Annotated in this window: 26 protein-coding genes and 1 other RNA gene; 19 read left to right on the plus strand and 8 right to left on the minus strand. The window is 35.1% G+C overall.

Annotated elements, in window-relative coordinates; all coding sequences use genetic code 11:
* The 6 genes from ABMA79_RS07620 to ssrA all read left to right on the plus strand — a co-directional run.
* A partial coding sequence (locus ABMA79_RS07620) for a hypothetical protein (protein ID WP_393091479.1) occupies positions 1-1,502 on the plus strand: 1,502 nt, incomplete at its 5' end.
* A gap of 46 nt (positions 1,503-1,548) precedes the next feature.
* Positions 1,549-2,364, plus strand: coding sequence for a hypothetical protein (locus ABMA79_RS07625; RefSeq protein WP_393091482.1), 816 nt, complete (start codon positions 1,549-1,551; stop codon positions 2,362-2,364).
* A 10-nt stretch (positions 2,365-2,374) separates the two neighbouring features.
* Positions 2,375-2,956 (plus strand): pyroglutamyl-peptidase I, encoded by a 582-nt coding sequence (locus ABMA79_RS07630; protein WP_393091485.1) that lies wholly within the window; start codon positions 2,375-2,377, stop codon positions 2,954-2,956.
* A gap of 465 nt (positions 2,957-3,421) precedes the next feature.
* A complete protein-coding gene (locus tag ABMA79_RS07635; RefSeq protein WP_393091488.1) occupies positions 3,422-3,886 on the plus strand; it encodes a hypothetical protein in 465 nt (154 codons plus the stop codon).
* 64 nt (positions 3,887-3,950) lie between these two features.
* The gene (locus ABMA79_RS07640) at positions 3,951-4,487 is read left to right on the plus strand and encodes a hypothetical protein (RefSeq protein ID WP_393091491.1); all 537 of its coding nucleotides are present in this window, start codon (positions 3,951-3,953) and stop codon (positions 4,485-4,487) included.
* Between the two features lie 63 nt (positions 4,488-4,550).
* Positions 4,551-4,918, plus strand: a transfer-messenger RNA (tmRNA) gene (gene ssrA, locus ABMA79_RS07645).
* 126 nt (positions 4,919-5,044) lie between these two features.
* Here ssrA and ABMA79_RS07650 read toward each other — a convergent pair.
* Positions 5,045-6,241: an ISL3 family transposase gene (locus ABMA79_RS07650; RefSeq protein WP_393091494.1), complete on the minus strand. Its 1,197-nt coding sequence runs from the start codon at positions 6,239-6,241 to the stop codon at positions 5,045-5,047.
* A 342-nt stretch (positions 6,242-6,583) separates the two neighbouring features.
* Between ABMA79_RS07650 and ABMA79_RS07655 the strand changes: the two genes are divergently transcribed.
* Together ABMA79_RS07655 and ABMA79_RS07660 are read left to right on the plus strand one after the other, a co-directional pair.
* Positions 6,584-7,450 carry a hypothetical protein gene (locus tag ABMA79_RS07655; protein ID WP_393091496.1) on the plus strand — a complete coding sequence of 289 codons (867 nt, stop codon included), beginning with the start codon at positions 6,584-6,586 and terminating at the stop codon, positions 7,448-7,450.
* A gap of 262 nt (positions 7,451-7,712) precedes the next feature.
* Positions 7,713-8,159 carry a DUF2971 domain-containing protein gene (locus ABMA79_RS07660; RefSeq protein WP_393091499.1) on the plus strand — a complete coding sequence of 149 codons (447 nt, stop codon included), beginning with the start codon at positions 7,713-7,715 and terminating at the stop codon, positions 8,157-8,159.
* Positions 8,160-8,233: 74 nt separating this feature from the next.
* Here the strand turns inward: ABMA79_RS07660 and ABMA79_RS07665 are convergent, their stop codons facing one another.
* The 3 genes from ABMA79_RS07665 to ABMA79_RS07675 are packed head-to-tail and all read right to left on the minus strand — an operon-like array spanning position 8,234 to position 11,490.
* On the minus strand, positions 8,234-9,133 hold the full coding sequence (locus tag ABMA79_RS07665) for an HNH endonuclease (RefSeq protein WP_393091502.1): 900 nt from the start codon (positions 9,131-9,133) through the stop codon (positions 8,234-8,236).
* A gap of 30 nt (positions 9,134-9,163) precedes the next feature.
* On the minus strand, positions 9,164-10,432 hold the full coding sequence (locus ABMA79_RS07670) for a DNA cytosine methyltransferase (protein ID WP_393091505.1): 1,269 nt from the start codon (positions 10,430-10,432) through the stop codon (positions 9,164-9,166).
* A complete protein-coding gene (locus ABMA79_RS07675) occupies positions 10,429-11,490 on the minus strand; it encodes a DNA cytosine methyltransferase (RefSeq protein WP_393091508.1) in 1,062 nt (353 codons plus the stop codon). Before ABMA79_RS07675 ends, ABMA79_RS07670 begins: the two co-directional genes overlap by 4 nt.
* Positions 11,491-11,686: 196 nt before the next feature.
* On the opposite strand from ABMA79_RS07675, the gene ABMA79_RS07680 reads away from it, so the two are divergent.
* The 3 genes from ABMA79_RS07680 to ABMA79_RS07690 are packed head-to-tail and all read left to right on the plus strand — an operon-like array spanning position 11,687 to position 17,118.
* Positions 11,687-13,462 (plus strand): ATP-binding protein, encoded by a 1,776-nt coding sequence (locus ABMA79_RS07680; RefSeq protein WP_393091511.1) that lies wholly within the window; start codon positions 11,687-11,689, stop codon positions 13,460-13,462.
* A gap of 15 nt (positions 13,463-13,477) precedes the next feature.
* Positions 13,478-16,174, plus strand: a complete 2,697-nt coding sequence (locus ABMA79_RS07685; protein ID WP_393091513.1) for a Z1 domain-containing protein — start codon at positions 13,478-13,480, stop codon at positions 16,172-16,174.
* A complete protein-coding gene (locus ABMA79_RS07690; RefSeq protein WP_393091516.1) occupies positions 16,150-17,118 on the plus strand; it encodes a PD-(D/E)XK motif protein in 969 nt (322 codons plus the stop codon). The genes ABMA79_RS07685 and ABMA79_RS07690 overlap by 25 nt, the downstream gene beginning before the upstream one ends.
* Positions 17,119-18,040: 922 nt before the next feature.
* On the opposite strand, the gene ABMA79_RS07695 is transcribed toward ABMA79_RS07690, so the two are convergent.
* The 3 genes from ABMA79_RS07695 to ABMA79_RS07705 form a co-directional block, all read right to left on the minus strand.
* Positions 18,041-19,621, minus strand: coding sequence for a helix-hairpin-helix domain-containing protein (locus tag ABMA79_RS07695; RefSeq protein WP_393091519.1), 1,581 nt, complete (start codon positions 19,619-19,621; stop codon positions 18,041-18,043).
* A gap of 16 nt (positions 19,622-19,637) precedes the next feature.
* Complete coding sequence (locus ABMA79_RS07700) at positions 19,638-20,318, minus strand: hypothetical protein (RefSeq protein ID WP_393091522.1); 681 nt, start codon at positions 20,316-20,318, stop codon at positions 19,638-19,640.
* 260 nt (positions 20,319-20,578) lie between these two features.
* Positions 20,579-20,830 carry a DCC1-like thiol-disulfide oxidoreductase family protein gene (locus ABMA79_RS07705; protein WP_393091525.1) on the minus strand — a complete coding sequence of 84 codons (252 nt, stop codon included), beginning with the start codon at positions 20,828-20,830 and terminating at the stop codon, positions 20,579-20,581.
* Between the two features lie 2 nt (positions 20,831-20,832).
* On the opposite strand from ABMA79_RS07705, the gene ABMA79_RS07710 reads away from it, so the two are divergent.
* The 6 genes from ABMA79_RS07710 (at position 20,833) to ABMA79_RS07735 (ending at position 24,055) form a co-directional block, all read left to right on the plus strand.
* The gene (locus ABMA79_RS07710) at positions 20,833-21,192 is read left to right on the plus strand and encodes a hypothetical protein (protein ID WP_393091528.1); all 360 of its coding nucleotides are present in this window, start codon (positions 20,833-20,835) and stop codon (positions 21,190-21,192) included.
* Positions 21,193-21,356: 164 nt separating this feature from the next.
* On the plus strand, positions 21,357-22,229 hold the full coding sequence (locus ABMA79_RS07715) for a hypothetical protein (RefSeq protein WP_393091530.1): 873 nt from the start codon (positions 21,357-21,359) through the stop codon (positions 22,227-22,229).
* 84 nt (positions 22,230-22,313) lie between these two features.
* Positions 22,314-22,925 (plus strand): hypothetical protein, encoded by a 612-nt coding sequence (locus ABMA79_RS07720; protein WP_393091533.1) that lies wholly within the window; start codon positions 22,314-22,316, stop codon positions 22,923-22,925.
* Positions 22,926-22,946: 21 nt separating this feature from the next.
* Positions 22,947-23,654 (plus strand): NERD domain-containing protein, encoded by a 708-nt coding sequence (locus ABMA79_RS07725; RefSeq protein WP_393092454.1) that lies wholly within the window; start codon positions 22,947-22,949, stop codon positions 23,652-23,654.
* 9 nt (positions 23,655-23,663) lie between these two features.
* A complete protein-coding gene (locus tag ABMA79_RS07730) occupies positions 23,664-23,855 on the plus strand; it encodes a hypothetical protein (protein WP_393091536.1) in 192 nt (63 codons plus the stop codon).
* An 8-nt stretch (positions 23,856-23,863) separates the two neighbouring features.
* Entirely contained in the window at positions 23,864-24,055 is a 192-nt protein-coding gene (locus ABMA79_RS07735) for a YwbE family protein (RefSeq protein ID WP_393057470.1), read from the plus strand.
* 9 nt (positions 24,056-24,064) lie between these two features.
* Here the strand turns inward: ABMA79_RS07735 and ABMA79_RS07740 are convergent, their stop codons facing one another.
* Positions 24,065-24,697, minus strand: coding sequence for a metallophosphoesterase family protein (locus tag ABMA79_RS07740; RefSeq protein WP_103218352.1), 633 nt, complete (start codon positions 24,695-24,697; stop codon positions 24,065-24,067).
* Positions 24,698-24,826: 129 nt separating this feature from the next.
* On the opposite strand from ABMA79_RS07740, the gene ABMA79_RS07745 reads away from it, so the two are divergent.
* Positions 24,827-25,147, plus strand: a complete 321-nt coding sequence (locus tag ABMA79_RS07745) for a hypothetical protein (protein ID WP_393091539.1) — start codon at positions 24,827-24,829, stop codon at positions 25,145-25,147.
* A gap of 3 nt (positions 25,148-25,150) precedes the next feature.
* On the plus strand, positions 25,151-25,687 hold the full coding sequence (locus ABMA79_RS07750; protein WP_103218350.1) for a metalloregulator ArsR/SmtB family transcription factor: 537 nt from the start codon (positions 25,151-25,153) through the stop codon (positions 25,685-25,687).
* Positions 25,688-25,906 lie beyond the last annotated feature (219 nt).

Below are 25,906 nucleotides of genomic sequence, written 5' to 3' on the forward strand. Positions count from 1 at the left end.
TTGCAAAAGGATATGAAGCAGGTGTTGCAAAGGCCAAGAGCTTAGCAAAGTCACAAGAATTTCCAAAAGGATATGAGCAAGTTAAGAGCGAGACTTTCTCAAGTAAACCAACAAATAGAGTGATGTTATCAAATAGTGTTAACGGAAGCCTTTTCTTAGAGAAAGCCTTCTCAATGGCACAAGAATTTGTTTCACCAGCTTTTGAAGCATTAGATTTTATCGCTCCTGAATACACAGCGTCTCCTGAGTCTTTAAGCTCAGCTTTCAACTCTAAAGTTGATCAAGAGATCGCAAAAACTCAAAGAGAGATCGAATCTTATGAAAATGATCGTGCAAAAACAAAAGCGCTTCCTCAGTATGCGTACACTGCGCCAACTCGTATCGATATCGATGAAGACTTCAAAAATTGCTTTGATGTTTACAAAGGTGTTAATGAGTTCAAGAAAGCATGTGGTGCTTCTTACGATGCCGCTTATAAAGCTGAATTTAATGTTAGTCACAAAGATACTTACTTCGCAGGCTACGTGGACTTCTTTGAGAGTTCTCGTGATGAAGCTGCCGCTGGTAACTTTGGGGCCGAAACGCAAAAAGGTTTCGACAAAGCTTACAAGACTGCCTTTGCTGAAGCTCGCTTAGAAGGTGAAGGGGTTGCATTCAAAAATGGTGCAGCTGATGGCCAGGAAGCTGGATTTGATGAAAATATCCAAGCAGCTAAAGAAGAAATGCTTGCTCTTGGTAAGTCACAAGCAAAGAAGCTATTTGCTAGTAACGCTGTTGTTCGCCTTAACCAAGTAGCACAAACAAGTGTTAAAACTGAAGATGCAAAAGGTCTAACTCAAGACGGGAAATTCTCTGTCGGACTTGGGCTAGTAAACTTCGGAAAGCTTGCTTCAAACCGCGGTGCGATTAGTGCAAAAGTAGTTGCAGCAACTTCAAATGTTGAAATCGTAAACTCTCGTGCAAACCTAAGAGTTCTACCTGCACAAGCACAAATTGAGCTAACTGATGTTATCCAAGCGAAGGTTGCAAATAACGCTCGTCCAGGATCAGATATCGAAATGAAGATTGAGTTAACTTACCCAGGTGATGAGCTAAGTGGAAGCTACACGGAAATTGCAACATTCAATGCAAACGTTGTGGTAAATCCAGAAGTTCAAGTAGCCCTTGATTTTGATGACAAGGTTAAGGATCGCAAGTGTACGCTAGGTCTATTTAACTGTAAGTTTAGAAGCCACGATGTAAAAGTAAAACTAACTGGTCTACGTGACTTTGTTCCAGGAAGCTATGATGTTGCAATCAGCGTTCTAGAAGGTGACAAATTTGTTGAACTAAAGAAGGGATCAACTAAGGTTGCAGCTCCTGGTCGCGGTGTAACAGCAACTGGTGCATTAACTTACAAGTTTAAGAAAAAGACAAAAGACGACAAACTTAAGTTTAAAGTCGATGTTTCTTACAAAGGCGAATTACTACAGTCCAAGGTATTCGATGTAAGAGCAAAATAGAAAAAAAGCCTCCGCAAGGGGGCTTTTTTTTTGCTAAAATTTTCCCATGAAAAAACTAATCCTAATTGCAATTTTAAGTCTTAGCTCTTATGCAAATAACTGCTCAAGTCTTGAAGCCATCGCAGACACTTTTAAAAGTGATCTCAAGGCCGAGCTTCAAAAGACATTCTATCCCGAAGACGCCGAAGGCCAGGCCCAATTTCGCACAAGTGTTGGCCAGAAGCTTAACTACCTAAAGGCCCTAAAGCATCAGGTGGATGTGTGTTATCAAGACTATCAAATGAAGGATGAGGTTTATGATTGTGGCCTTTCTGCTGATCTTCTAAAGTCACGCCACCCTGGAGGTCTAACGACAAGTTATACCGGAGCGATCTCTACTGATGGTGATTGCATGGCCTATCTCTTTCTCGGGCATACCATGACTCGAAATCGAGAAGGCAAAGTCGTGCTAAAAAACCTTGGTGGAAAATTTGATCTTAATACACTTTTTAAGTGCCATGGTGCTTACACAACAGAGGAAGATTCATTTCGAAAGATGATCTTATCAGGTGATAATTTCTTTGTGATGGATCAGTACATGATTTATCGCACCGATGTGAAGGTTCTTGGTAAAAAATATGTGACGCAAAACCTTCTTGAGGTTGATTATAAAGATTCGGAGATTGTTTTTAATTACGGCGCAGCTGAACTTGCCATCTCCACAAAGGATGGAAGTGTCATTCGCACAAATTTCCTGACGATGGATGAAGTGAGTGAGGGAAGTTGTGAGACTTCGTATAGCAAAAAGAATAACTCGATCTATCCACGCACAAATATTGACGAAGAGGCGTGGGGATTTAAGTTAGAGTACGTGGCATACTGAGATTTATGATATGAGAGCAAAGAAAGTTTTAATCACAGGCTTTGATGCCTTTGGAAATAATCTCATTAACCCTAGTGGGGAGGTGGTGGAGGCGACTACGGCCAACTTCTCACACCTTGAGGTTCACAAATTAATTCTACCTACAGTTTTTGAAAAGAGCCTGGCCATCTTAAAGAAGGAGGCCTTCTTTTTAAATCCCGACTATATCATCTGCTTTGGCCTTAACGAAAAGGCCCAGGAAGTAAACCTCGAAGTCCTCGCTCACAACCTTAACGATGCAAGCATCGCAGACAACGAAGGCAATTGCCCCGTAAACGAAGTGATCTTTGAGGGAGCAGCTGCAACTTATGATTCCACTCTTCCCATAGGAGAGATTGAAGACGCCCTTCTTGCGGCCCAAATTCCCGTGGCCATCTCTCGCGACTGCGGACGCTTCGTGTGCAATCACGTCTTCTATGGCATTCGCCACATAATTGAAGAAAAGAAGATGCGCGCCAAGGCCGGCTTCGTTCATCTTCCAAGCTTTGAGACCATGGGGCTCGCCGAGCAGGTTGAGGCACTTGAGGTGATTTTGGCGGTGCTTAATCACTAAATTTAAAAGGGCGCAGTTTTCACTACGCCCCCGAAATCACAATTTCCGTAAGATTAAAATAATTTTAACTACATAGATTATGATTTCTACAATTGACCATAAGTCATCCATGACTTTCTCCTTGAACTCCCATCATTGGGAGGAGAAAGTGGAAGCTCGGTCAAAATTATGATACACTCACTTTATAGACGTCCCCGAAAGGATTTCTACAATTGACCAAATCAGAACCCCGTTTTTACGGGGTTTTGCTTTTTCTGGCTATTCAAGTCTATAGAACTCATCAATTATTTCACTTAAAATTGTTTCTATTTCAATTTGGGAGTATTTCGTTTTTGAGATGAGATTGGAGTAGCTTTCGTTAAATTCAATATTTACGAGGGAGACTCTATGAAGAATTTGAGAATTATTTTAAAGAGTTACAAGTAAATTTTGGAAGACCTCAATTTAGAGACTAGGAAAAAGAGAATGAAATTTTCAAATAAAACGAGCTTATATTTATGGCCATGCCTTTTACTCTCACCAGTACTAGGATATTTCTATTCAATTAATTATTTACAGGGGAAGTTTAGCATAAGCATTTCAATCTTATTCTTTCTCATTGCATTTATGATTATCGTTTCAATATTTGGCTTCATTTACAATTCAATATTAGGACATGAGAGTGGGGTTAGTATTGGAAAAATAACCCAATTTAATCAAGTTCGTTCATTATTGGATTTACTAGAATATTATGCTGGCGTTTCACATATTGTTGGTGCGATTACTGTTGCAGGGATAACTTTTTATTACCTTGCTCTGAAAGGTACAAATTTTGAATTGGGAATGGCCTTGGCGGTAAGTGCTTCACTTTTTAGTGGGTTTCTTTATCTCTTTGTTTCCCAGTTACTTGTGGATTTATTTAATTATAGATCAAAGACAAATAAGGAGTAATACGATGAAGGGGATGCATCTTAAAAACTCTGGTAGACCACAGTTTGGAAACTTGGAATAAATTATGAAAAATAAAACATTGAACAATTTAATGATTTTCACTCCACTTATTGCAGCAGCACATTCTGTGATAAAAAGTTATAGTGAGTATTCAAGCCATGACAGTTCAGCTCTCATATGGATATTTATTTTACTTGAGGCTTTGCTTTCTCTGTTTTCTGTTTTTGCAATAGAACTCATTATTCTAGGAGTGATTTATAACACTGTAAGAATTATGAAGCCTGCAGTTAGAAGTGATATAGAAAATTGTAATGAACTTGGCTCTCTATTTAAAAAGGTGGTTTTAAATTCTCACAATGTGGAAATACTTGGTTATATTTTGATACTCAATCTATACCTATATAAGAATGTTGATTTAGAGCTCGGTTATATTCATGGAATTATTCAACCACTACTTGCTGCGATTTTATTAGTATGTTCCCTAGTTCTAATTAAGAACCTGATCTACTTTGGTGCTTCTTTAGTTAATCTAGAAAATGTAGATGAAAAACAAAGATATGTGCACAGCGTTGATTGTCGATGGATTTCTTTTCAGATATGAAATGCTGTGCTATACTGCCGCTTACGTATATTTGTTCCAAATATCCACAAGTCAAAATCTAATGGGGGTGCCCTGGTTTCGACGGGATGGTTGACAGGTATCCGGGCGTGTCCAGGTTGGTCTCCACGGTCCTGGTAAAAAGGAGTCCACCGTTAATTGCAGACGATTATGCAATGCCAATGGCTGCCTAATTAATTAGGATTAGTCTTGTGAGGCGCTACTGCCAAGAAACAGAATGTAGCAATCCAGTTGAATCTGCTGGTTAACTAGGTTTCGAGCCTGCCGGGGCATCTCGTTAATCACTCACCGGGGTTTGCCGAGGTCACGTATCACGGACAGTCTTGTCTTCTGACGATAAATGAAGACTACGCACGTAGGCCGCTATCAAGACGCTATTTCGGACGTGGGTTCGATTCCCACCACCTCCACCATCTAGAAACGGTCTTGGCAAATCACTAAGCCAAGCCGCCAAACTAGCAACAATCATTTTTTGAATTACAACTCTTCGAATTTTCGGTTCTACTCCCTTAATGGTGGAACGCACTGCACTCACGACCTCAACAACAGACATTCAATACTTTCAATCGATAGTTATTAAAGTTCCTATATCCGTAAGCCCGCTTCTGGAGCTGCTTACAAACATTGTTATATCCTTCAGTTCTGGCATTTGTAATACGATTCTCAAAGTAATTCAAGATCTCATCTTTCCATTCCATGAGAGTTCTTCTTAATCTCTGTAATTCTTTAACCTTAGAAAAGGCAAGGCCATCAAGTAAAATTCTTAAACTTCGTCTTGCTCTTTGATAACCTTTACATCGATAGATCTTAAGTAAGGCCTCTTTCGCATAGTAAACTGACTCTAAATCAGGATGATCTTTTAGCCATTTTTCAACGGTTCTTCTCGTATCATAATCAAGTTTAATAGCACTTTTTAAAAGTAGTTTTCTTATTGGATTCTTTCTCTTATCACCAGTAATTTCTTTTCTATATTTATTAATTGCAGGATTCAAAAGTCTCACTACATGGAACTTATCTGCAATTATTTTTGCATTTGGAAAATGATGTTTAATGAAGCTTTTATAGGGCTTTGAGAGATCGCAGACAGCGTTTTTTACACGCTCTCTACCTGGAATATAGCTAACCATTTTACAAAGCTCTCCAACATTTCTTGTAGGAAGAAGCTCCTTTGCTCTCTTGTTATTGTAATCAATAATCAAAGTTGCAAAGTCCATATGGCCACGCTTTTTATTTCTTAACCATGAGTGTTCATCAATACCAATTGTTCTTGGCCAAGGATCATCTTTTCGTTCACGCCACTTGAGTTCTAATTGCTCATAGTGTTTTTTATAAATCGTTTTATTTCCGAGCTTCGTATGATGTGAAACGGCCTTCATGTTTGCAAACTTATCACAAGTATAAAGAACCTCTCTGGCCATTCTAACAGTAACTCTAGCGCGTTTAGGAATCCCATCAATATTTTCAGTGAAGACTTTTTTACAACCAAGACCAACACATCTAAATCGTTTTTTGGTTATTTTAAGCGTTTTGAGTCGACCAGACTGTGGAGCATCTCTTATCTTAACGACGCGCTTGTCGTGTACTTTAGACGTTTCTAAGCCGCAATGAGGGCAGAATGCAGAGCTCGTCGTAGTTTTGCATTCATAAATAACAGATTTTCGAACTTGAACATTCGAAAATCTAGTAAGTTCTAGTTTCGGTAATAGTAAAAAATTAGTAAGCTTTTTATCGGGCATGATAATTTCCTCTGTTTAAAATTAAGTGTGGTAACTCAATTATAAACGATCGAGATTTCATGCCTGTTATCTAGTCTTTAACGCGGTGAAAACACCTTTAAGTGTGAAGAGCCGAATTTTCTCGAATCGTGTTGTGATTTGTCCAAGTTAGTTTCTTGATTTTGAAGATCGTATGAATGGAAGGTGGCTCGGGTTGTTGAGGCGGCAATTAGCATGATGCTAATTGAAGCCGAACATCCCTGACGAGCGAGCAGGATGCGAGTGAGAGAGGGCGGTTCCCTATTTTCGTAAAGGTATGATATATTTCGTTTAATCCAATTTGTAAGTATTGTATTTTAATTGATGAAATTAGAAGGAAGTATTGTGATTGAGAATCTTAAGTATAAAGATTATGTAATTTGTTATTTAGACGTATTGGGCTTTTCAACTAAAGTGAATAGGTCTGTAGATTGTAAGAATAGTCAGTTTGATATAATAGGATCTTATCTTCATACAACATCAACAATAGCAAAATTCTTTGAAACAGAGGATGAGATAGATGAGGATTTGGGGTTAAAGATAGTTGTTATTAGCGACTCTATAATAATTACTGCTCCAATTAAGGATTTACAAAATTCTGATGAACTATCTAAGGCAATTAAAGGAGTTAGTATTTATGCCGGAAGGCTAGTTGTAATGCTAATGAAGCTTAACTACTTCCTTCGTGGAAGTGTGACGGTTGGAAAGATATATCAAAATAAGCACCAGATTGTCGGTCCTGGCTTAATCAGTGCTTACAAAATGGAAGAAGATTTCGCGAAGTTTCCTCGAGTGATATTAGATATGAGTGTTGTAAAGAGATTTTATGGTGGAGACTATGACAAATTTAATCGGGAACTAAATAGGTTTACATATTTTGGCGTTGATACAAATACCTATATTAGACGAACAGAGTTTTGGGATACATATTATCAACCTTATTTTGATGACTGTGTTTTTCTAGATATTTTTTGTATTATTGAATATTTCGAATCTCCTTTTAAGTCTACTTTTAAAAGAATCTATGATTATGTACTGGAAGGTACTTTTGAAATGCCGAACATTGCTGAAAAGTATTGGTGGTTTTTAAGGTATTTAGTTGCGAGGTTAAAGGGACCATATGTAGATAATTCTCTTCCTTTTAAAAATAAAGATTATGAAGAGCTAATTAAAAAGTATGGGGATGTTTAACAATATGAAATCTAATAGTATATTTAAGTTTATTAAACCAGAGTTTCTTGAATCTGTTCTAGATGGAAAATTATACTTTTCAGATTTTAATTCATATAATGATCCTTTCGAGGGAAGCTTTAATCACAATATTATATATAAGAACTCTTCAAACTTGGATCCTGTTGTATTTAATCGATCACATGAGTTCTTTGGTTTTTTTCGATCTTTTCTGGCTACATATAGGTCTTGTTGCTTTTGTAATAACGCGAATGAGATTTTGATGTGGTCGCACTACGCAGATAATCATAAGGGTTTATGTATCGAATTTGATCGTGATGCTATTTGTGAGATTGGAGATTATGTTCAAGATGTTAATTACTCTTTAGATATTTCTAAGGTACATATTTTAAGTTCAACAACAAAAAAAGAATTTGAATTAATGACTTTGGATAGTTTGTTTACTAAGTCTTTGCTTTGGTCATATGAGAAGGAGTTTAGAGTCTTAAAAGAATCATCTGAAAACTTTATAGAATTTCCAATCTCAGCTATAAAGTCCGTTATTTTTGGGATTAGTAATGAGAGTTTTCGTGATCAGAAACTTTTAGAAAGGTTTTCTAAAATGGGGATAACTGTTCAATATGCTAACAAGTCTGTTGATAAGTTCGAGATAGATATTGATAATGTAAGAAGTGTAAAGGGAATGGTCACATATGATTTTGAATCATAATGAAAACCAGTATTAATTCAAATTTTATTTTGTTTCAAGGGATGGATTCATATATGAAACTATTGTTACTAGATTCATAAAAGAATATTCTCCCTATGCCACTTTAATGCTTCTTTTAAAGGTTGTGCATTAGCATTAGATGGAACGGAAATACTCACTTTATTGTATTTAGCAAGCGGAGAGTCTTGGTCAACTTTGGATGAGAGAACAACTTTATATTCATCTGAAATAGAAAATAAACCTAAATCAAATGCCCAATGTAAATCTTTAGACAGTAATAATGAGTTCGCAACATGAAACGTTCCGCCTTTTGACCAGGGAACAATATGAGCAGCATCTAAGCAGTATTTGTTCTCATGTGTAATAGATGTTTTTTTTATTGCACACTGATGTTTATAGTGAAATAGCGCTTGGCTCCTAAATGTTGTTTGCAAAGAGTTATCTCTGGTTTCGGTTTGGGTTATTTTAGATTTTTTTGACTTTACCCCAATAAAGGGACTTTTAATTTTTCCAACATCATTCTCAGTATTACTATGTGATATTTGTTGGCTGTTAGTATGGCCTTTTATTTTTTTTCCTTTTGAACTACCTAACTTTGATTTTACAGAGAGGTACTCATCAGTACCTTTTTTATAGTAGTCTAGTTTTATAACAAAGGGAGAATCTTCATAACTGAACGCAATAATATCATCCTTCTCTATCTGAGACTTTAAAAAATCATTAAGATAAATACGACATTCTCTTTTATTCGGTTTATTGGTAAATGAGTTATATAGTCTGAATGAAATTGGTATAAACACACTGTTGTTAACAAGAATTGTTGTTTCTACGACAGGGTTACTTTCAGTTTCATCAAATTCTAGAAGGTCACACCAGAAAGACTTTGGTACAAGAAGGGCTGTTCCTCTTGTTGATCTTCCTTGAGAGTCTAAACCTAACTCGTTATTATTAACGATTTTAAATACTTGTTCCATAACCTCTTATCGGAAAATAAGAGGTTATATTTAGAGATATTTTTGAATCTGTTTGAAGTTAGTTGACCTTTTTGATTCCATAGCTTCAAGTTGAACAGATAGAACTGTTGCAATCAACTTCGCAAATTTAGGTGGTACAGCATTTCCAATCATTTTATAGTTCGCACCCATACTTTCCGTGAATACAAAGTCATCATCAAAAGTTTGAAGAGCTGCACACTCTCTAACAGTTAAAGATCTTCCTTGTTTATGATCGGGATGGATATGTCTTAAGCCATCTTTATAGAGGTGAGCAACAATTGTTTTGCTCGGTTTATCCCATTCTTGGACACAGTACTTGTGAACGTTAGATTTTTTCCCTGTTAACTCTGTGTATAACGCTTTTAATGACTCTGTTGAATCATATTTTCTAACTTTGTTTAGTTTGTCTTTTGCAAGTAATTGAAAAGCTTTAATATCTCTTTGCGAGTGGAAACGTGGTGTGTGGTTTGGAAAGAATTCATTTGTTAGATGGGAAACCTTCGCATTATCATCTTTCTTGTTGATCGTTAGTTTAGGTAAGTGAGAAATAGCATCTCTAACAGTAGTTTTAGTATCAATTTTAAGAGAAGGCATAAAGTTTTTGTAAAAATCGTTTATAAAAGATTGGGATGCTTTTTTGCCATATCTTTTCGTATCTACACCAACTAAAATAACTCTCTTTCTATCCTGAGGAACTCCGTAATCAGAAGTGTTAAACACAGCTTCTTTAAAGTTCTCAATAATAGTGTATTCCGCATCTTCAAAAGACTCTTTTATTCTTTCAGTAATTGGGATTCCTCCAGGTGAGGCAGATAGCATTCCTGGAACATTTTCGAATACAAAGATTTTCGGCCTAAAGTGCGTAACTAGCTTGACATAACTTTCAAATAAGTAGTTTCTATAGTCATTCTTCATTCCATCTGGACATCTGATTCTTCCTGCAATTGAGTATGCTTGGCAAGGAGGACCTCCAACAATAAAATCAAGTTCACCTTTTTTGAACATTCGACCAATACCTTTCTTGGAGAGAGGATGAGGTTGATCGTTATCTTCATACCAACCAGTAAGAAGTTCAGAAACATCTTGTAGGTCAAACTGAAGTACCGATTCGTTAGGGTCTTTATGATTCCACTTGGTTTTCAATCTATGCTTTAATGTTTGTAAGGGAGCTTTATCCCAGTCTATATGTAGAGGAATATCAAATTTCTTTGTTTGAAGAAAACCTTCTGATAAACCACCGCAACCACAAAATAGGTCTATTGCTTTATACTTGTTCATTGTAAAATCGTTCCTTTAAGTTTTTCTGCTATAGCCTTCGCTAGTAAAGGTGGAACAGCATTTCCAACCTGTCTGTTTTGACTTGTTCTACTACCCGTAAAGATAAAGTTGTCAGGAAAAGATTGAAGCCTTGCATTCTCCCGTACTGTAGGAATTCGATTCCATTTATAGTGGAAATGATTTCTATGGCCAGTATCAATTGTTTTACTTGGCTTTTTGCTGTGGTACCTTGTCCACGCTTCATTAAACTTTCTGCTTTCACCAACTCCTGGCGGAAGATCTTTGTGATTACCACCTTCTGGAACTTGTGAAATTACATTTATCACCTCTGGTGTATGCTTAGAAGCAACATGATTATAGAGAACACTAGACTCAGATCTCATTAACTTTTGATATTCAGACTTAGGCTTCTTTGTATAAGGCTGCTCTTCTTGACCAAACTTAGTCCCGCAACTTAGAGGAGGCAGATCTGAAATAGCATCACCGCAAGTTACTCTTGTATTCTCACAGTTTACTGGTTCAGGGAACTCAAATTCACCAAGTTCTTTTTTTATTCCAACTATGAAAAATCGTTTCCTGTTTTGTGGTACTCCATAATCTGAAGCTAAAAGAATTTTCGAATTAACATTGTAGCCTAGTTTAGTGAAGGTCTGGTATATGTCTTCCTTCACTTTTCCTTTGTATAGAGTAGCAAGTCCAATAACGTTTTCTATGATGAATGCTTTTGGCTTTGCTTGCTTAACAATATCTACATAATACTTATAAAGCTGGTTTCTTTTGTCATTTGGGTCCCTTGTACCTGTTAAAGAAAAACCCTGACACGGTGGTCCACCAATGACAACATCTATCTTACTATTTGCTTGCTTTAGAAGATCCTTTGGACAAACTTCGGTAATGTCAGCACATACACCTTTTGCTCTTGGATGGTTAAGTGAAAATGTTTTAATTGCGTTTGGCTCATAGTCTAGACCTAAAACAACATTGAAACCTGCCTGCTCAAAGCCGTAGGAGAAACCTCCGCAACCACTAAAAAGATCTAATGTATTTAATTCGCTCATATGTCCCTAAATTTTTTGTGTGTTGATACTTATAGATTAGTTTAAAAAATATTAATCGGGAAGATTTATTATTGATAATGTTACTTTTCTCCAGCGGAAGGAGTGCGTTATAAATTTCACATGGCCTATAAACAAAATTCCATCTAAAATAATTAAACTATGTATAATTAAAAACTTATGAGGTTTGTGCAGCACGATGATATATGTAAGACTTGTAAACGCTAATGAAATAGGAATTCGTAAAGCTGGGAAAAGTAAAAGGGCTGGAAGTTTTCTAATGGTTTCTAAAAAGTGCTTAGACTTTCTTCCTGAATTAAACGCTAAGGTACCTGATGATACAATCAGAGTTCAATATATTTCTCCAAATGATCAAAACATAAATTTAGTAGAGTATGTATGGCACAATAAAGCTTTGCATGAAGAAAGAAGTACTCGAAATGAATACAGGCTTTACTTTAGCAGAGACTTAGATGCCCAAAATTATATAGAGCCACAAGATATTGTTGTTATGAAGAGAGTTAAAGAAAGTAGTTTTGATGGCTTGAAGCTATTTTTATTTAAAAAAGAAAAAGATAAAGAATATGATTTGATTACTGAAATCATTGGATCCAAAACTCATTCTCTCCATGAAAAGCTAAACATTGACTATATTGATAATTATACGTTCTGCTCTGAACAGTTAGATTCAAGTGTTGCTATTGATAGTAAAAGAGAGAGTGTAGTACATATGCATGAAAACAAAGATGAAGACCCTGACATCATAAATCCTTCAGCAGCTTCAATGATCGAAAATTTGAGATCATTTGGATATAGCCCAGAAGAAGCTATAGCAGACATAGTTGATAATAGTATATCCGCAGAGGCAACTAATATTCATGTTGATATTCAGTGGCATGGCACAAACTCTTATATATCAATTATGGATGATGGTATTGGAATGACAGAGTCTGAGTTAATTCAAGCGATGAGGCCAGGATCGAAAAACCCAAATGCAGATAGATCCAGTAGTGATCTAGGTCGATTTGGCATGGGGTTAAAAAGTGCTTCATTTTCAATAGGTAAAGATCTAACGGTAACAAGTCTAAAAAATAAAGAGCAAAGCACGAGACGTTGGGATCTAGAATATGTTGCTGAACATAATAAGTGGAAAGTATTAAAGACAGCGAAAGAAAACTCAATGTTTAACTCAGAACTTATTTCGGAGTCGGGAACTATCGTACTTATCGAAAGTTTAGATCGTTTACTAAGTTTAAACGGTTCAAAAACGATAATAAATAATGAGGATTTTTTCAGAATTGCAGAGAAGATATCTTTCCATCTATCATTAGTTTTTCATAGATATTTAGAAAAAGAAAATATTGCAATTTTCGTTAATGGTAAAAAGATAAAAGCATTCGATCCGCATTTTAGTTTTAGTGGAACTCCTTTATTTCACAGCGAAGGAGAAAATGTCGAGATAGAGAGTTTTATTGTTGATCGGGAAGAAAATTTATCAGTGCCGACTCAAAGAACCATTAAGAGAACTACTGGATTCACTCAAATGCAAGGGATATATATTTATAGAGAAGATCGTCTTATTTCTTATGGAGGTTGGCTAAACCTTGGTCGTAGACAACAAATGAAAATAAATGATGATTATGCTCTGGGCAGAGTGATAGTTAATTTAAAGAATTCGGAAGATAAAAATTGGAGAATTGATATTAAAAAAAGTACGGCTCATCCTCCTTTAAATGAACTTCCAAATCTGAATAGAGCGGCTGAGATTGCAAGAAAGACTTCAAGTCAAAATATCAATAAAGTAATTGGTAGAGATAAAAAGAAAGAAAACTTCGAAGGACTTTGGTCAAAAAGTGAGAAAGGAATAAAAATTGACCGTGGTAACTCTTTATATAGGCAATTAGCTAGTGATGATGATGTAGGTGAGAAATTTATGGAATACATTAAAGATTTAGAAAAGAAGCTCCCTCTATAAATAAAGGAAATTAATATGGATATTAATGCAGTTATGGACATGACACGAATTTATATTAAATCGAACTTCGTGGACAAGGGTGAATTACCTACAAAAGAGATTATTCAAAACTCAATAAAAGAAATGTGTGAAAAGTTTGGTCTATCATTATCAGAAGAGGATCTTAAAAAAAATATTGATATATTAAGCTTGAACTTTTCTGTGGAGATAGAAGGTGCTTCTCATGTAATTACTGATAATGAGGACCATATTGAGTGGTTATCGCAGGAAAGAGGTAAAATTGAATGGAAGTTTTGGAACCGTTATGAAAAGTACTTACTCCAGGATAAAGGGCTTCCTGAAAAAAGTGTTAAGTCTATAAATAGAACAACAGATAAAGCACTTTCTTTGCTTGAAAACCCTAATAGAGAAGGAGCCTGGGATAGGAGAGGTTTGGTTGTAGGTAGTGTTCAGTCTGGAAAGACAGGAAATTACACTGGATTAATTTGTAAAGCAGCTGATGCTGGTTATAAAGTAATTGTCGTACTTGCAGGAATTCATAATGATCTTAGAGCACAATCGCAGTTAAGGCTTGATGAGGGATTTCTAGGTTATGAGACTAATATTGATGGAGATGGTCCTAGGAACAAGATTGGTGTAGGATTTATCGACCCAACTCCTAAGGTTAATACGATTACAAACCGTAGTGAAAATGGCGATTTTCAAAGATCAGCTGCAAGTCAGTTTAACATTGAGCCTGATCAGATCCCATTACTATTTGTTGTTAAAAAAAATAAATCAATTCTAGATAACTTAAATAGTTGGGTTTCAACTTTTGCTGATGCAGGTTCTAAGAAAGTAAAAGATACTTCAATACTTGTTATAGACGATGAGGCGGATCAAGCATCTGTTGACACTAGTGAAGATGATCCAAGTACTATTAATAAGTTAATAAGAAAACTTCTAAATTCTTTTGAAAAAAGTGCCTATGTAGGATACACAGCAACTCCTTTCGCTAATGTTTTAATAAGTGATTCCAAGGATCATAATGATCATGGAGAAGATTTATTTCCAAAGAGTTTTATCTTAAGCCTTCCAATCCCTAGTAATTATGTTGGACCTCATAAGATATTCTCAGCAAGTGCTGATCAAGACTATCCAATAATTAAAAGTCTATCTGACGATATTGATAATTCGTCTGAGTGGATACCTAGATCTCATAAGAAAGATCTAGTTCCAACTTACCATGGAGCTGAAAGGATCCCTCCTTGTTTGGAAAGAGCCATCCTATCTTTTATTCTTTCGGTTTCTGCAAGAAGTATTCGAGGGGATGAAAAAAAGCATAATTCAATGTTGATTCATGTTACTAGATTCAAAGAAGTTCAGTTAAAAGTTACTGAGCAAGTAATGGATTATGTTGATGATATAAGGGCGAGAATCAATCATGAAGGTGATGGAGATAGCTCAATATTAAATCAATTAAAATGTCTATGGGAGGAAGATTATCTTTCTACGACAGAAGCGATCAGAGGAGAAGCTGATATTCACTGGAGTTCAATTAAGCACGAGATAGACAACACACTAGATAAACTTGAAGTTAAAACAATAAATGGATCATCAAAGGATGGTTTGGATTACCTAAGGGAAGACTATCCTGAATGTGTAATCGCAGTAGGAGGAGATAAACTCTCAAGGGGTTTAACACTAGAAGGGCTGTCTGTAAGTTACTTCCTAAGGCAATCAAAAATGTACGACACATTAATGCAAATGGGAAGGTGGTTTGGTTATAGACCTAGGTATGATGATCTATGTCGATTGTTCACAAACACTTCAATGGTATCAAACTTTCAATCAATCTTAATGGCGTCAGAAGAGCTTGTAGAGGAATTAAACGAGATGAGTGAGTTGGGAATGACTCCCAAAGAGTTTGGTCTCAAGGTTAAGGTGCATCCAGGTTTACTTGTAACAAACAAAATGAAAATGAGAGATACTCAGGAAGTTGATGTGTCATTTGCAAGTGGTGTCGCCGAGTCTACTGCAATGAACCCTAATGATTTAGAGAGAAATTGGACGGGGCTTAATAAGTTTCTATCGGTTTGCAACTTAGAGGATTCAGTAAATTCTAAAAGACTGAATAATCAATATATGAAAAAAGGCTGGAGTGATATTATTTATCTTAATAATGTAAAAGGCTTAGATGTTGCAAACTTTTTAACAGAGTTTAAGACACATGAATCTTCTCGAGCAGTAATACCTGAAATTATAGCTAAGTATATTAATTCGCAGATCACTAATGGAGAGTTAGTAAACTGGACTGTTGTAGTCCATTCTGGGACAGGAAGTAATGTTGACTTTGATGGTGGTTACTCTATTCAATCTTCTCAACGTAAAGTTTTAAGTTTTGATGATGAAAAAGTTACCTTTAGACGATTGGCCAGTAAAAATGATGAGTTTATTGATTTAAATGATGAACAAATTATAAAGAAAGTTAATCTATGGGAGTCTCGAGGTGAGGAGAATATAAAACTTAAGGATGTTCACAGTAGACAAATAAGAGATAAATCTAAAGGTTTATTAATGTTCTATATCGTTGAACCTCTTGATAAAAATAAAGAGGTAATTGCACTGGACTATCCTCTTGTTGGTTTCATGGTTAGTTTTCCAAGATCAACAACTGCTAAGTCTGTAAAATATAGAGTTAATAATGTTTGGATAAAAGAAAATATGTCATGATAGATCAAATAAAGAGTACATTTGAAGAATTAGATAAAGAGAAAGAGAAACTAAAAAACAAAGATAATACAATAGAACGTTCAATATTAGTTGATTCAGATATTCGCTTTAATCTTTACTATACACCTTCTAATAACAAAAGAGGACTTAGGATTATACTGAACTCGGAAGAATCTAAAATGAACTTTAAAGTAGAATCAAATGGTTTTAGCTATAAATACGTAAATTGTTCTATCTATATTGAAGAAGAAAGAGAATATATTACGAATATCTTTAAAACATTCGTTTCAGAGCTTCTCCCTGAAGGCTCAATTGGAAGTAAGAAGCTCTTCTTAGATACTTTGAAGAAGAAAGTTTTAGAGTGGAGAGATTTTTTTCAAGAAGTAAAAAAAATAAATATAAGTAATAGTTACGTTAAAGGCCTAATTGGTGAATTAAGCTATTTGAAATACTTGATTCAGACAAACAAAATTGAAAGTTTGGATTCATGGTCAGGCCCAGTCGGTGCTCGATCAGATTTCTTCATTGGTGGAAACCGTATTGAAGTGAAGTCAACCACTTCATCAAACCCAGTTAAATTTGCGATATCTAATCTCAGGCAATTAGAGCTAGATAACGATGATCTATTTATCGTTTTATATGAATTAGCGGCAAATGAAGAAGGACTTTCGTTATTTGATCTAGTTGAGAGCATAGATAACTTGTTAATAGATAGTCATTTAAGCTCAACAGACTTTTATAAAAAACTAGAGTTAGTCGGTTGTTCTTCGGATGTTCTGGAGTTAACTAGGAATGATAAATTTAAAATTTTAATGAACTCAAAGTTTGAAGTCACTGATAGCTTTCCTCGCCTTACAACAAACACTGTTCCACAATATCTTGTCGATATAAAGTACTCAGTGTTAAAGGATGGTATAAAGGACTTTGAAGTAGATTTTAATTAACATAGGCTCGAAGTGCTTTAAGTTTTTTTAATATAGATTTGAAGAATCGTAGATAGATATAAGTTAAGTACACTAAGTAAAGGAATAGCTAAGAAAATAAAGGTTCCAGGTGCTTTTTCTTTGCGTTGAGTGTTTCTAGATTTTTGAAAAAGCACCTGGAACCAATATTACTTTTAACTAAAGCTAGTTACAAGGCTAACACTTATAAGTATATTCTTAGAAATCCAGTAAAAGCTAGTCTTGTTACTGAAGTTCAAATGTATACTTATTCATTTTGTTCTTAGTTTGGTAATGATATCAGTTATCAATGTATGAGCTTGTTAATTTATTTTCTTTTTATTTGTATCGTTTAAATGAAATACTTGAATGGCTAAACGATAGTTTTAATATAGATGAAGACAAAAGTATTTCGTAGGGGTTACTTCGACCTGAATTTCTTTACGGTAAAGATACTAGTAACAGACTTGTTGAGCCAGAGATGATTCATCCAAAATATGTTAAGTACGATCGTTTGTGGAAAGAGATCATCCTAAACCAAAATACTAATTCAAATAAAACATCTCTTTTCTAGATTCTACTCATAAAAGCATTTTTGTGTAATTTTAAGGGACTGCCTCGTGAACCTTCTCTCTTTAATGAATTGATGATTTTATTCAACTTTTACTACTGACTTTGTCGATTAATAGCTACTGAAATTTAATACTAGGTTACGCAGTGTCTTGGAAAGGGTACTTGGAACTATTATCCTACAGTAAAGTCTCTTATTGTGAGATAATTTGGTCTTTTTAGATCAGTGTAACTCGGAACCATTACCTCATGAGTTCATATACTTTTAACTTGAGGTGTCTTTTTCTGTAATTAAGCTCGTAGTATTTTCCATTTTTCATAAAAATACTACGAGCTATAATTATTAACATGAAGGTTAACCCGAAATGTATTCAAGTAATTCTGCCTGCATAGCCTTTATCATTGTTTCAGATCTTTTTTCACCAATTTGATGGATTTTTAGAAGGTCATCTTTATTTACAGTATGTAAATCCCTAATCGTTGTAATATTGTTCTCCATAAGTTTTTTTATTTGCCATTCCGTGAGTGTAAGTACTGTGATAGGTTTCGCTAAAATACTTTCAAGTGACTTTTTATAATGTTTATCATTTTCAATGATAGCAATGATATCTTTTATTTTATCGTATTCTTTATATCCAGCTCCAAATTTAGTAAACTGCCTTATTGATATCTTGTTGAAGATTTCTTTCGAGGATTGGTGTGGGTTAGGAGCGAGTGCAATTATGCATCCATATTTAATTTCATAACGAGTTCCAATTTTTCCATGAGCTCTATTTGTTGAATCAATTTTCTTTATTATTCCAGTGTAAGTTAATAGTCTTAAGGACTCTTTCACTGTTTCTGGAACATCTTTATCGATCCAAAAGTATATAGTTGATTTTTTATTTTCATTCACTGTCGGAATTACTTTTTGCTCTAGGAAGTCTCTTCCCCAGTCGATTAGCTCTTTGTGTCCCTTGTATTTTTCTCCTAGCTCAGTATGTTCCGACCAAATTTTATTTCTGTAGAAGTCTTTGACCTCTTTGTTTACTTCGTTTGTGTTTAGCTTTGTAAGACTTTGGTATGTTTTAAATAGAATCCTGGGGTTACCTGAGCATGAATATACAAGCGTGTTAAAAATATCTTTATTGTTATTTATTACATTAAGAATTGAGTTGTCAGATTGTTTACTAAACATCTCATAAAAATAATCAAGGTAACCTTCTTCTGTAACACTTCTATCTAGTACTTGATAGCTACAATCATGCGTAAGTTCAAATGAGTTTCCAAAATGAGTAACTCCCGGGTATATCGCAGCATTACAAGTTATATATGAGGACCTAAGATCTTTAAAAAGGTTGAAGAACTGTCTTTGTTGTTCTGGTCTGAAGACATGCGCTGCTTCATCAAAAAAAAAGACTACTCTTGTTAATTTATTTTGTCGGCAGATTTCTGTAATGGCCTCTTTTACATCTTCAATGTCAGGGAGGTTATTTAGCTCTATCGGGCATTTATTGGTGTCTTTGTAAGACATCTCAAATGATCTTATAATGTCTTTAAGTTTATCTTTGATATTCTTACTATTGCTTTCTGAATAGTTACTTAAAAGTGAATTTGAATAGTCTGAAATTACTGCACCATCTTTGATTAACTTATTTAGTAATGCTCGTATAGTTTTAGCGAGCATCCAGTGGTAAAATTGTAGGCTGTCATCAGTGTTAATTAATGAGCTCATGTTAAATGATATGAATATGGGTAGAGTATCTCTTTTTTGCTCTAGCTCCAATTGTGCTATTTTCATCAAAAATGACTTGCCGGTTCCTCTTGATCCCTCTAGTAAACAAGGTTCTGAAGAAACGAGGTGCTCTATTATTTTTTTGTCACTTTCTCTTAGAACTGCGATTTTTTCAATCTCTTCATCTTTTATACTTTCTGTTCGTAACTTTAATTCACTCAATTTTATATCTCCTTTCTTAGTGTTTGAAGTATTCTTTAATTTTTGGGAATTCCTGAAACTTTTCGTATTCAAAATTGTCTGAGTCGATTTCTTTATAATTTTTTATAAACCATGTCGTTATGAAGATTTCAGCTACACTTTCTGTTAAAGTATAGTAAGAGTCTATTTCAGTGAGGTTTAATTTTAAAGCGGGGTCTTTAGTTGTCCATGTCTTATTATTTCCGTGGACATATTCAGAAAGTTCCCTATAGGTTTTATTAGCTTTTTTAAATAATCTATCTCTTTCAGCCTCAATTCCCGGGGAATGTAGTTCAATGAATTTTTTTGAAAATAGTCCGTCTTCTTCGGATGTCATTCGACTCCATGATATATCGTGTTTGTTGTTTACCCATGCCAGTTGATCTAATTTGAAGAGGCTTAAGAATATTGATCCAAGCGATATTTCAAATGTTAGCCTTAGTGACGAAAAAGCTTGCCTGTATAAGCCTGATAAAAGACAGATGTTTGAGAGTTGTAACTGGTGTGCCGCGTTTTTTATCATATTCTTTTCAATGGGGTCTGTTGTATTTGTTTCTAAGTAATACATAAGGTCAGAATAATGATTTGGAATAGACGATTTATTACCTAGTTGATCTAAGCTCTGTTGAGTAATAGATTTTAATTCATCTAATACCATGAGATAATATTTATCAATCATTTTGCACTCCTCTTTAATCGTTTTATCGTCTATTTATTAATTTTTATTATCTGTTTTTTATGTTTATACTTTGACTGTTTAGTTTTTCTAGATGTGATAATTAGTTTTGTCTTCTATGTGTCTGATTTAATGATGTTTCATGTGTCTCATGTGTTAAGTAAAATATTTAAAACCGAGTCACATTACTATCAATTTTAAATATTATTTTTTTTAGTTTTCAAAATTTTTAAATATATTGATTAGTAGAAACTGTTATGGATTCACCCCACAAATCTCCCTCGCTCCCGTTCCCCCAAAAGCGCACACGTCTCCATCTTAAAAACACGATGCCTATACTTCGCAAACAACCTATAACCAGTGTTTCTCACAAACCCAGGCATAAACCTAGGGCACCCAATCACAGGATAGAAAGAATCAAGCTCACCAAAGATTTCAAGCACTGCTTGTGATTCAATCAAGGCCTGATCTCCTTTTTTTACAATCATTGTGTCTTTATTTTCCAAATCTTCCAAATGTGGAGAGTCTGCAAGTTGGGGAAGAGGAATACGTCGTCATCGAGTCTAAGAAGCATAAGAATATCCCAAATACCTATTTAGATCATGGGCCTTATGACAATGCCACTGAGTCCTATTTTAAATTTTTAGGACGAGAGATGGATTACTCAAGACGGTTTATGGGTGATGTCTATAGTATTGTTGATGGAGTAGCCCTTGGGCTAGGTCGTGCCGTTATGTCTAAGCATATTGTGGAAGAGGATAGACGGTTTAAGATTGTCAAAGCCAAGAAGCGCTATGTGCGTCCAATTGTATTATCGTACTTTAAGCAAAGTTATTATACGCCATTACATACATTGGCCTTAGATCTGCTGACTTAGTTTTATCTAACAAAAAGGTGCATGGCACACTATCGTAATTTCTTAAGAAAGCATATAGGTTTAAGAGCTATCTACAAGTTATTGCTACAATTAAATATATTTAAACCAAGCGTGATTTATTGACGATAAGAACTCTATAAATTCAGATGGATAGAGGGGGAGTCGTGCCTAACTTAAAAGTAAGAAATGAAATATCGGACTTATTGCGTATCTTAATTTATTTTTTTTTAGCGTACTATATTAGTGATTTGGGGATGAAGTTCTTTGTGTATGGGATTTCATCTATTAGACATGCCATTCCATTTTATCTTTTGAATACGGCCCTGCTTTTTGTTGGATTACTAGCAGCCTTTTTGTCTTTGGTATTTCTCTTTAAAAAACATAAATGCTTTTTTCAATCTTTTAATATATTTTTGGGATATTTACTCTGTTTTCAGATTGTAAATTATAGCGTCAGATACTTCCTTCATGGGAATATTCGTCTTCCAGCCAACGTATCTATGCACTACCAGTTGATGCTTCCTATGATGTATGCTTTAGGATGGAAATTTTTGAATATCAGAAATTTAACAGCTGGGATTAATCGAAAAGTTAAAAATCAGGAAAGAAGTTATTCAGATGACTTTAATCTTGGTTGGATGAAGTATTTTATAAGCTTTTACTTAATCATGTCAGGGTTTTCTATTCTAGCAGAAACAGCAATCGAGTTTTATCGTTTTATGATATTGAGAGGAGCATTTCTTGAAGGAGCTTTTGACCCTCTGTTTTCTATTCCTGTTGCTTTCTTGAGCTTCTATGCTGTAATTTTATTATTTAGACGTCGTACTCAATTTATTTTCACATTCAAACTTATCATATTTTCAAAACTATTTCTTAGTGTCGTGGATATTTTGAGTGCTCTTACTTTTAAAACTAATTATAACAAACACGGATGGCAAAGTCTTGTTGCTGGTCTTGTGTGGAGTGTAGTTATTGCGGGTCTTTGGTTTGCTTATGTTTATCGTTCTAAAAAGCTATCGAAATATTGTATTTACTAAAAAAAGGTGCCATGCACCTTTGGTTTCGCAAGTGCGTAACCATTGGAGCATGGCATTTTATTGACTTTATTGAGAAAACTAAAAATGATGCAAAAAAAGTTTAGAAAATTAATATATGTATTTTTAGTACCAAATATCGCCTTTGCAAACGCAGCAATACCTGTCGTGGCATTTACATTTGTTGAAATGTTTACTCTATTAATACCGATTGTAATTATTGAAGCAAATTTATACCAAAGTCGATTGAAATTGGGCTGGAAGCAAAGTTTGTGGGGAACATTCTTAGCAAATCTAGCAACGACATTCATAGGCCTACCCTTAGCATGGATACTTTATTTTATTCCTTCAATCTTAGCTCTCTTAGGTATTGGTTATATATTTCCCGAGCTTCTAAAAACTTACTCTGTTTTAGCAGAGCTATTCAAAGGAGTATTCGGTGCAGTTTTACTGCCTTATTTAGGAGCGCCTAGTAAGACAGCAGAGACAGATATGTTTTTTTCATCTTTTATCGCACAGGCCATTATGCTATTTCTAGCTTTCTATGTTTCTGTTTGGATAGAAAATTGTATTCTTCGAAAGTTATATAAAGAAATTGATCAGAGTGATTTAAAGCAGATTGTTAGACTTGCAAATATTCGCTCATATCTTCTTCTTTTTGTTCTTCTTATAATTGGACTTTTATTCTTTGTAATGTAGGAAGAACTAGAAATGGAACTAATGTTTTTATGTGCTTTTATATTTCTCGTTTTGTTAATTCACAAGGGTTTAAGAGGGGAAAACAAGACAGCTTTACAGATGAGGTTATTTCTAAATAACGAAGAATACCATCGCATTCACAATATAATAATTCCTTCTTCTAACGGTACAACACAGCTCGATCATATTGTGATTTCAAAATATGGCGTTTTTATCATAGAAACTAAAAGTCACAAGGGATGGATATTTGGTGATGAGAATCAAAAGAATTGGACTCAGGTACTTTATAAAAGAAAGTTTTCATTTCAAAATCCACTAAGACAAGTATATCGACAAAAGAAAGTCTTATCAGAATTTCTAAGTTTAGATGAAAGCAAGATTTTTCCTATTATTTACTTCAACGGTAAATGTACTATTAAGACTTATCTACCAGATAATGTCATTAGTAGTGGTCTCGATACACATATAAGAAGTTATAGAGAACTAATATTCTCTGATGAAGAAATCAGGGCGATCACTGAAAAGATAGATAACTTTAAATTGTCTTCAAATCTAAGATTATCTGATCACTTAAGATCATTAGAACGTCGCCATAATTCAATGGTAACTTGTCCAAAGTGTGGAGGTAAGCTCTTAAAAAAAGTGGCCCGAAAAGGGAAGTATGCAGGAGGAGAGTTTCTAGGCTGTATGAATTATCCTCGATGTCGATTCATTAAGAATCTATGTTAGAATATGAGTATGAAGAAAGAGCAGCATATTAAAAAGACAAAATATTTTAAGCTTGAGATATTCTTTGCAATTGCTGCCATTGCTTTTGCTATTTATGTGAAGCTGAATACGACAAATGAGGCCCATCGCTATCCTGCTGGCTATCCAAGTCAGCTCATTTTAAAGCATAATGAAGCAGGTGATGTATTCATTATTAATTAAGGATCAAAATGGAAGGAAATGTAAGAGACCATATCGAAATAGGCGAGCGAGTCCGTATCGTCTTAAAGAAAGATCAACGAACAGGAAACCTTACTGAAGGTGTTGTTAAGGATATTCTAACGAAGTCAGATTACCACCCACACGGTATTAAGGTTCGTCTTGAAAGCGGAGAGGTTGGGCGAGTAAAAGAGATTCTTTAGTATCTCTTGTTAGCTGAGCTCCAGTGTAATCGGTGCATTCTTATACTTGTAACTCTCATCCAAGCTACAAGAGTTTACAAATATGATTCCACCAAAAATATCAGTGCCGTAGCCTTCGTGGATATGGCCAAAGGCATGCACGCGAGGCTGTACTCGTTGGATAGTTTTGAGCAGGTCAGTGCATCCGACACGTTCACCATTTGCACATAAGTCCATCACAGCGCGAGGTGGCCCGTGGGTGAGGAGGATGTCAGTATCATTTGGGATTAAGTCCCAATGTTTTTGAATCTCAGGTCCTCGGTGCCTGTTAAATGCCCAGTCATGAAACCACGGCTGAATAGGTGAGCCCCAAATTTTAAATCCTTCAATTTCAATTCCTGAATCATTTAAGTAGATGATGCCGTTGTCTTTTAAGATTGCTTCGGCCTCTTCCTTTCTTTCATCATCAAAGCAGAAGTCGTGGTTGCCAGCGATGACGATCTTGTGTTTGAAGTCAAGACCTGCTACAAATTCTGCAAATGCTCTCGTATCTTCCAGCGAGCCACGGCGTGTGAAGTCTCCTGTATGAAAGAGGATATCCCCTGATTCGAAGGGAACTTCGCTGTGGCGATTATGAGTGTCTGAGAAGAAAGTTAGTTTCATTTAGGTATAATAGCATATGTTTTAATATACTGGCCTTAAATCTAATTTGATAAATATCAAAATAAATATTGACCTTTCTACTTCTTGAGTCTATTTTGACAAATATCAAAACAGATTCAGGAGGTAAAAATGAATTTTTTGGATGAATTGAAAGAACTTTCAAAGCAGGCATCGAACCTTTCAAGAGGAAAAATCGATATCAACGTTGAAAGAAAGATTAGAGAGAATGTTTTTGAAATTATGGAAGAGCTTTATGGAAATGCTACGACTGCTAATTTCATCAAGACGACAAAACTTATGTACCGTGATTGGTCACAGAGCTATAGCGAAGACATAAGATTTGGCCGTGATGAAGATGCAGATAAGGCGATGGTTAAGCTTAGTACATTTGAGTGGATCGTATCTCTTCCATCTGTGCAAGAAATGCGCACATCCCTTGGCGAAGGTTAAGAGATGAGTCTTGCGAACGTATTTAAAGTTTTAGGTGATGAGGCGAGATTAAGTATTATCAGAAGCCTGGCAGAGAAAGATCTCTATGCAGAAGTTCTTGCAGAAAGACTTTCTCTGTCTCCTGGAACGATTACGCATCACTTGAAAAAGCTTGAAGCTGTAGGACTTATTAAGTCGCGTAAGGAGCAGTACTACAAAGTCTTCTCACTACAAAAGAAGATGCTTGATAAGAATATCCTAAGTTCAATTTTAGAGGTTTCAATTTCAAACGAAGATGAAAATGAAGTTCAATATGAACAGAAGATCATCAAGTCATTTTTTAAAAATGGTGTGCTTAAGTCGATCCCTGTACAGCGAAAAAAACGACTCGTTATTTTAAAGCATCTCTTACAAGAATTTAAAAAGGGCCGTGATTACACAGAAGCTGAAGTTAATGAAAGGATTGAAAAGTATAACGAAGACTTTTGTACAATTAGACGTGAGTTTATTGCAGAGAAGCTAATGGAGAGAAAGGCCGGCATCTACCGCGTAAAAGCTTAATGCTGGCCAATTTTTGTACATTTACAATTTATTCAACACTTTACTTCGTTCTCAACCCATAACTAGCTGATTATCCACACCTCAAAAGCCCACTTCTTAGAAAAAACTGGCTTCAGTCTTGCTGTATCTAATTACTGATACAATTCTTTTAAAAGTTAGGGATTATGAAGCACTCATTATTTTTATTCACAATTTTGGCCTTGCAGTTATCTATTTGCA

The sequence above is a fragment of the Halobacteriovorax sp. HFRX-2_2 genome, assembly GCF_043196705.1.
In the GTDB taxonomy this organism is placed as follows: Bacteria; Bdellovibrionota; Bacteriovoracia; order Bacteriovoracales; family Bacteriovoracaceae; genus Halobacteriovorax_A.

Excerpts from the sequence above, each read along its gene's own strand:
- ABMA79_RS07660 (WP_393091499.1), top strand. The coding sequence starts at position 7,713 with ATGTGGTCGCACTACGCAGATAATCATAAGGGTTTATGTATCGAATTT.
- ABMA79_RS07680 (WP_393091511.1), top strand. The coding sequence starts at position 11,687 with ATGATATATGTAAGACTTGTAAACGCTAATGAAATAGGAATTCGTAAA.
- ABMA79_RS07675 (WP_393091508.1), bottom strand. The coding sequence starts at position 11,490 with ATGAGCGAATTAAATACATTAGATCTTTTTAGTGGTTGCGGAGGTTTC.
- ABMA79_RS07640 (WP_393091491.1), top strand. The coding sequence starts at position 3,951 with ATGAAAAATAAAACATTGAACAATTTAATGATTTTCACTCCACTTATT.
- ABMA79_RS07650 (WP_393091494.1), bottom strand. The coding sequence starts at position 6,241 with ATGCCCGATAAAAAGCTTACTAATTTTTTACTATTACCGAAACTAGAA.
- ABMA79_RS07750 (WP_103218350.1), top strand. The coding sequence starts at position 25,151 with ATGAGTCTTGCGAACGTATTTAAAGTTTTAGGTGATGAGGCGAGATTA.
- ABMA79_RS07630 (WP_393091485.1), top strand. The coding sequence starts at position 2,375 with ATGAGAGCAAAGAAAGTTTTAATCACAGGCTTTGATGCCTTTGGAAAT.
- ABMA79_RS07725 (WP_393092454.1), top strand. The coding sequence starts at position 22,947 with ATGTTTTTATGTGCTTTTATATTTCTCGTTTTGTTAATTCACAAGGGT.
- ABMA79_RS07730 (WP_393091536.1), top strand. The coding sequence starts at position 23,664 with ATGAAGAAAGAGCAGCATATTAAAAAGACAAAATATTTTAAGCTTGAG.
- ABMA79_RS07720 (WP_393091533.1), top strand. The coding sequence starts at position 22,314 with ATGATGCAAAAAAAGTTTAGAAAATTAATATATGTATTTTTAGTACCA.
- ABMA79_RS07665 (WP_393091502.1), bottom strand. The coding sequence starts at position 9,133 with ATGGAACAAGTATTTAAAATCGTTAATAATAACGAGTTAGGTTTAGAC.
- ABMA79_RS07745 (WP_393091539.1), top strand. The coding sequence starts at position 24,827 with ATGAATTTTTTGGATGAATTGAAAGAACTTTCAAAGCAGGCATCGAAC.
- ABMA79_RS07625 (WP_393091482.1), top strand. The coding sequence starts at position 1,549 with ATGAAAAAACTAATCCTAATTGCAATTTTAAGTCTTAGCTCTTATGCA.
- ABMA79_RS07700 (WP_393091522.1), bottom strand. The coding sequence starts at position 20,318 with ATGATTGATAAATATTATCTCATGGTATTAGATGAATTAAAATCTATT.
- ABMA79_RS07670 (WP_393091505.1), bottom strand. The coding sequence starts at position 10,432 with ATGAACAAGTATAAAGCAATAGACCTATTTTGTGGTTGCGGTGGTTTA.
- ABMA79_RS07685 (WP_393091513.1), top strand. The coding sequence starts at position 13,478 with ATGGATATTAATGCAGTTATGGACATGACACGAATTTATATTAAATCG.
- ABMA79_RS07735 (WP_393057470.1), top strand. The coding sequence starts at position 23,864 with ATGGAAGGAAATGTAAGAGACCATATCGAAATAGGCGAGCGAGTCCGT.
- ABMA79_RS07740 (WP_103218352.1), bottom strand. The coding sequence starts at position 24,697 with ATGAAACTAACTTTCTTCTCAGACACTCATAATCGCCACAGCGAAGTT.
- ABMA79_RS07655 (WP_393091496.1), top strand. The coding sequence starts at position 6,584 with ATGAAATTAGAAGGAAGTATTGTGATTGAGAATCTTAAGTATAAAGAT.
- ABMA79_RS07635 (WP_393091488.1), top strand. The coding sequence starts at position 3,422 with ATGAAATTTTCAAATAAAACGAGCTTATATTTATGGCCATGCCTTTTA.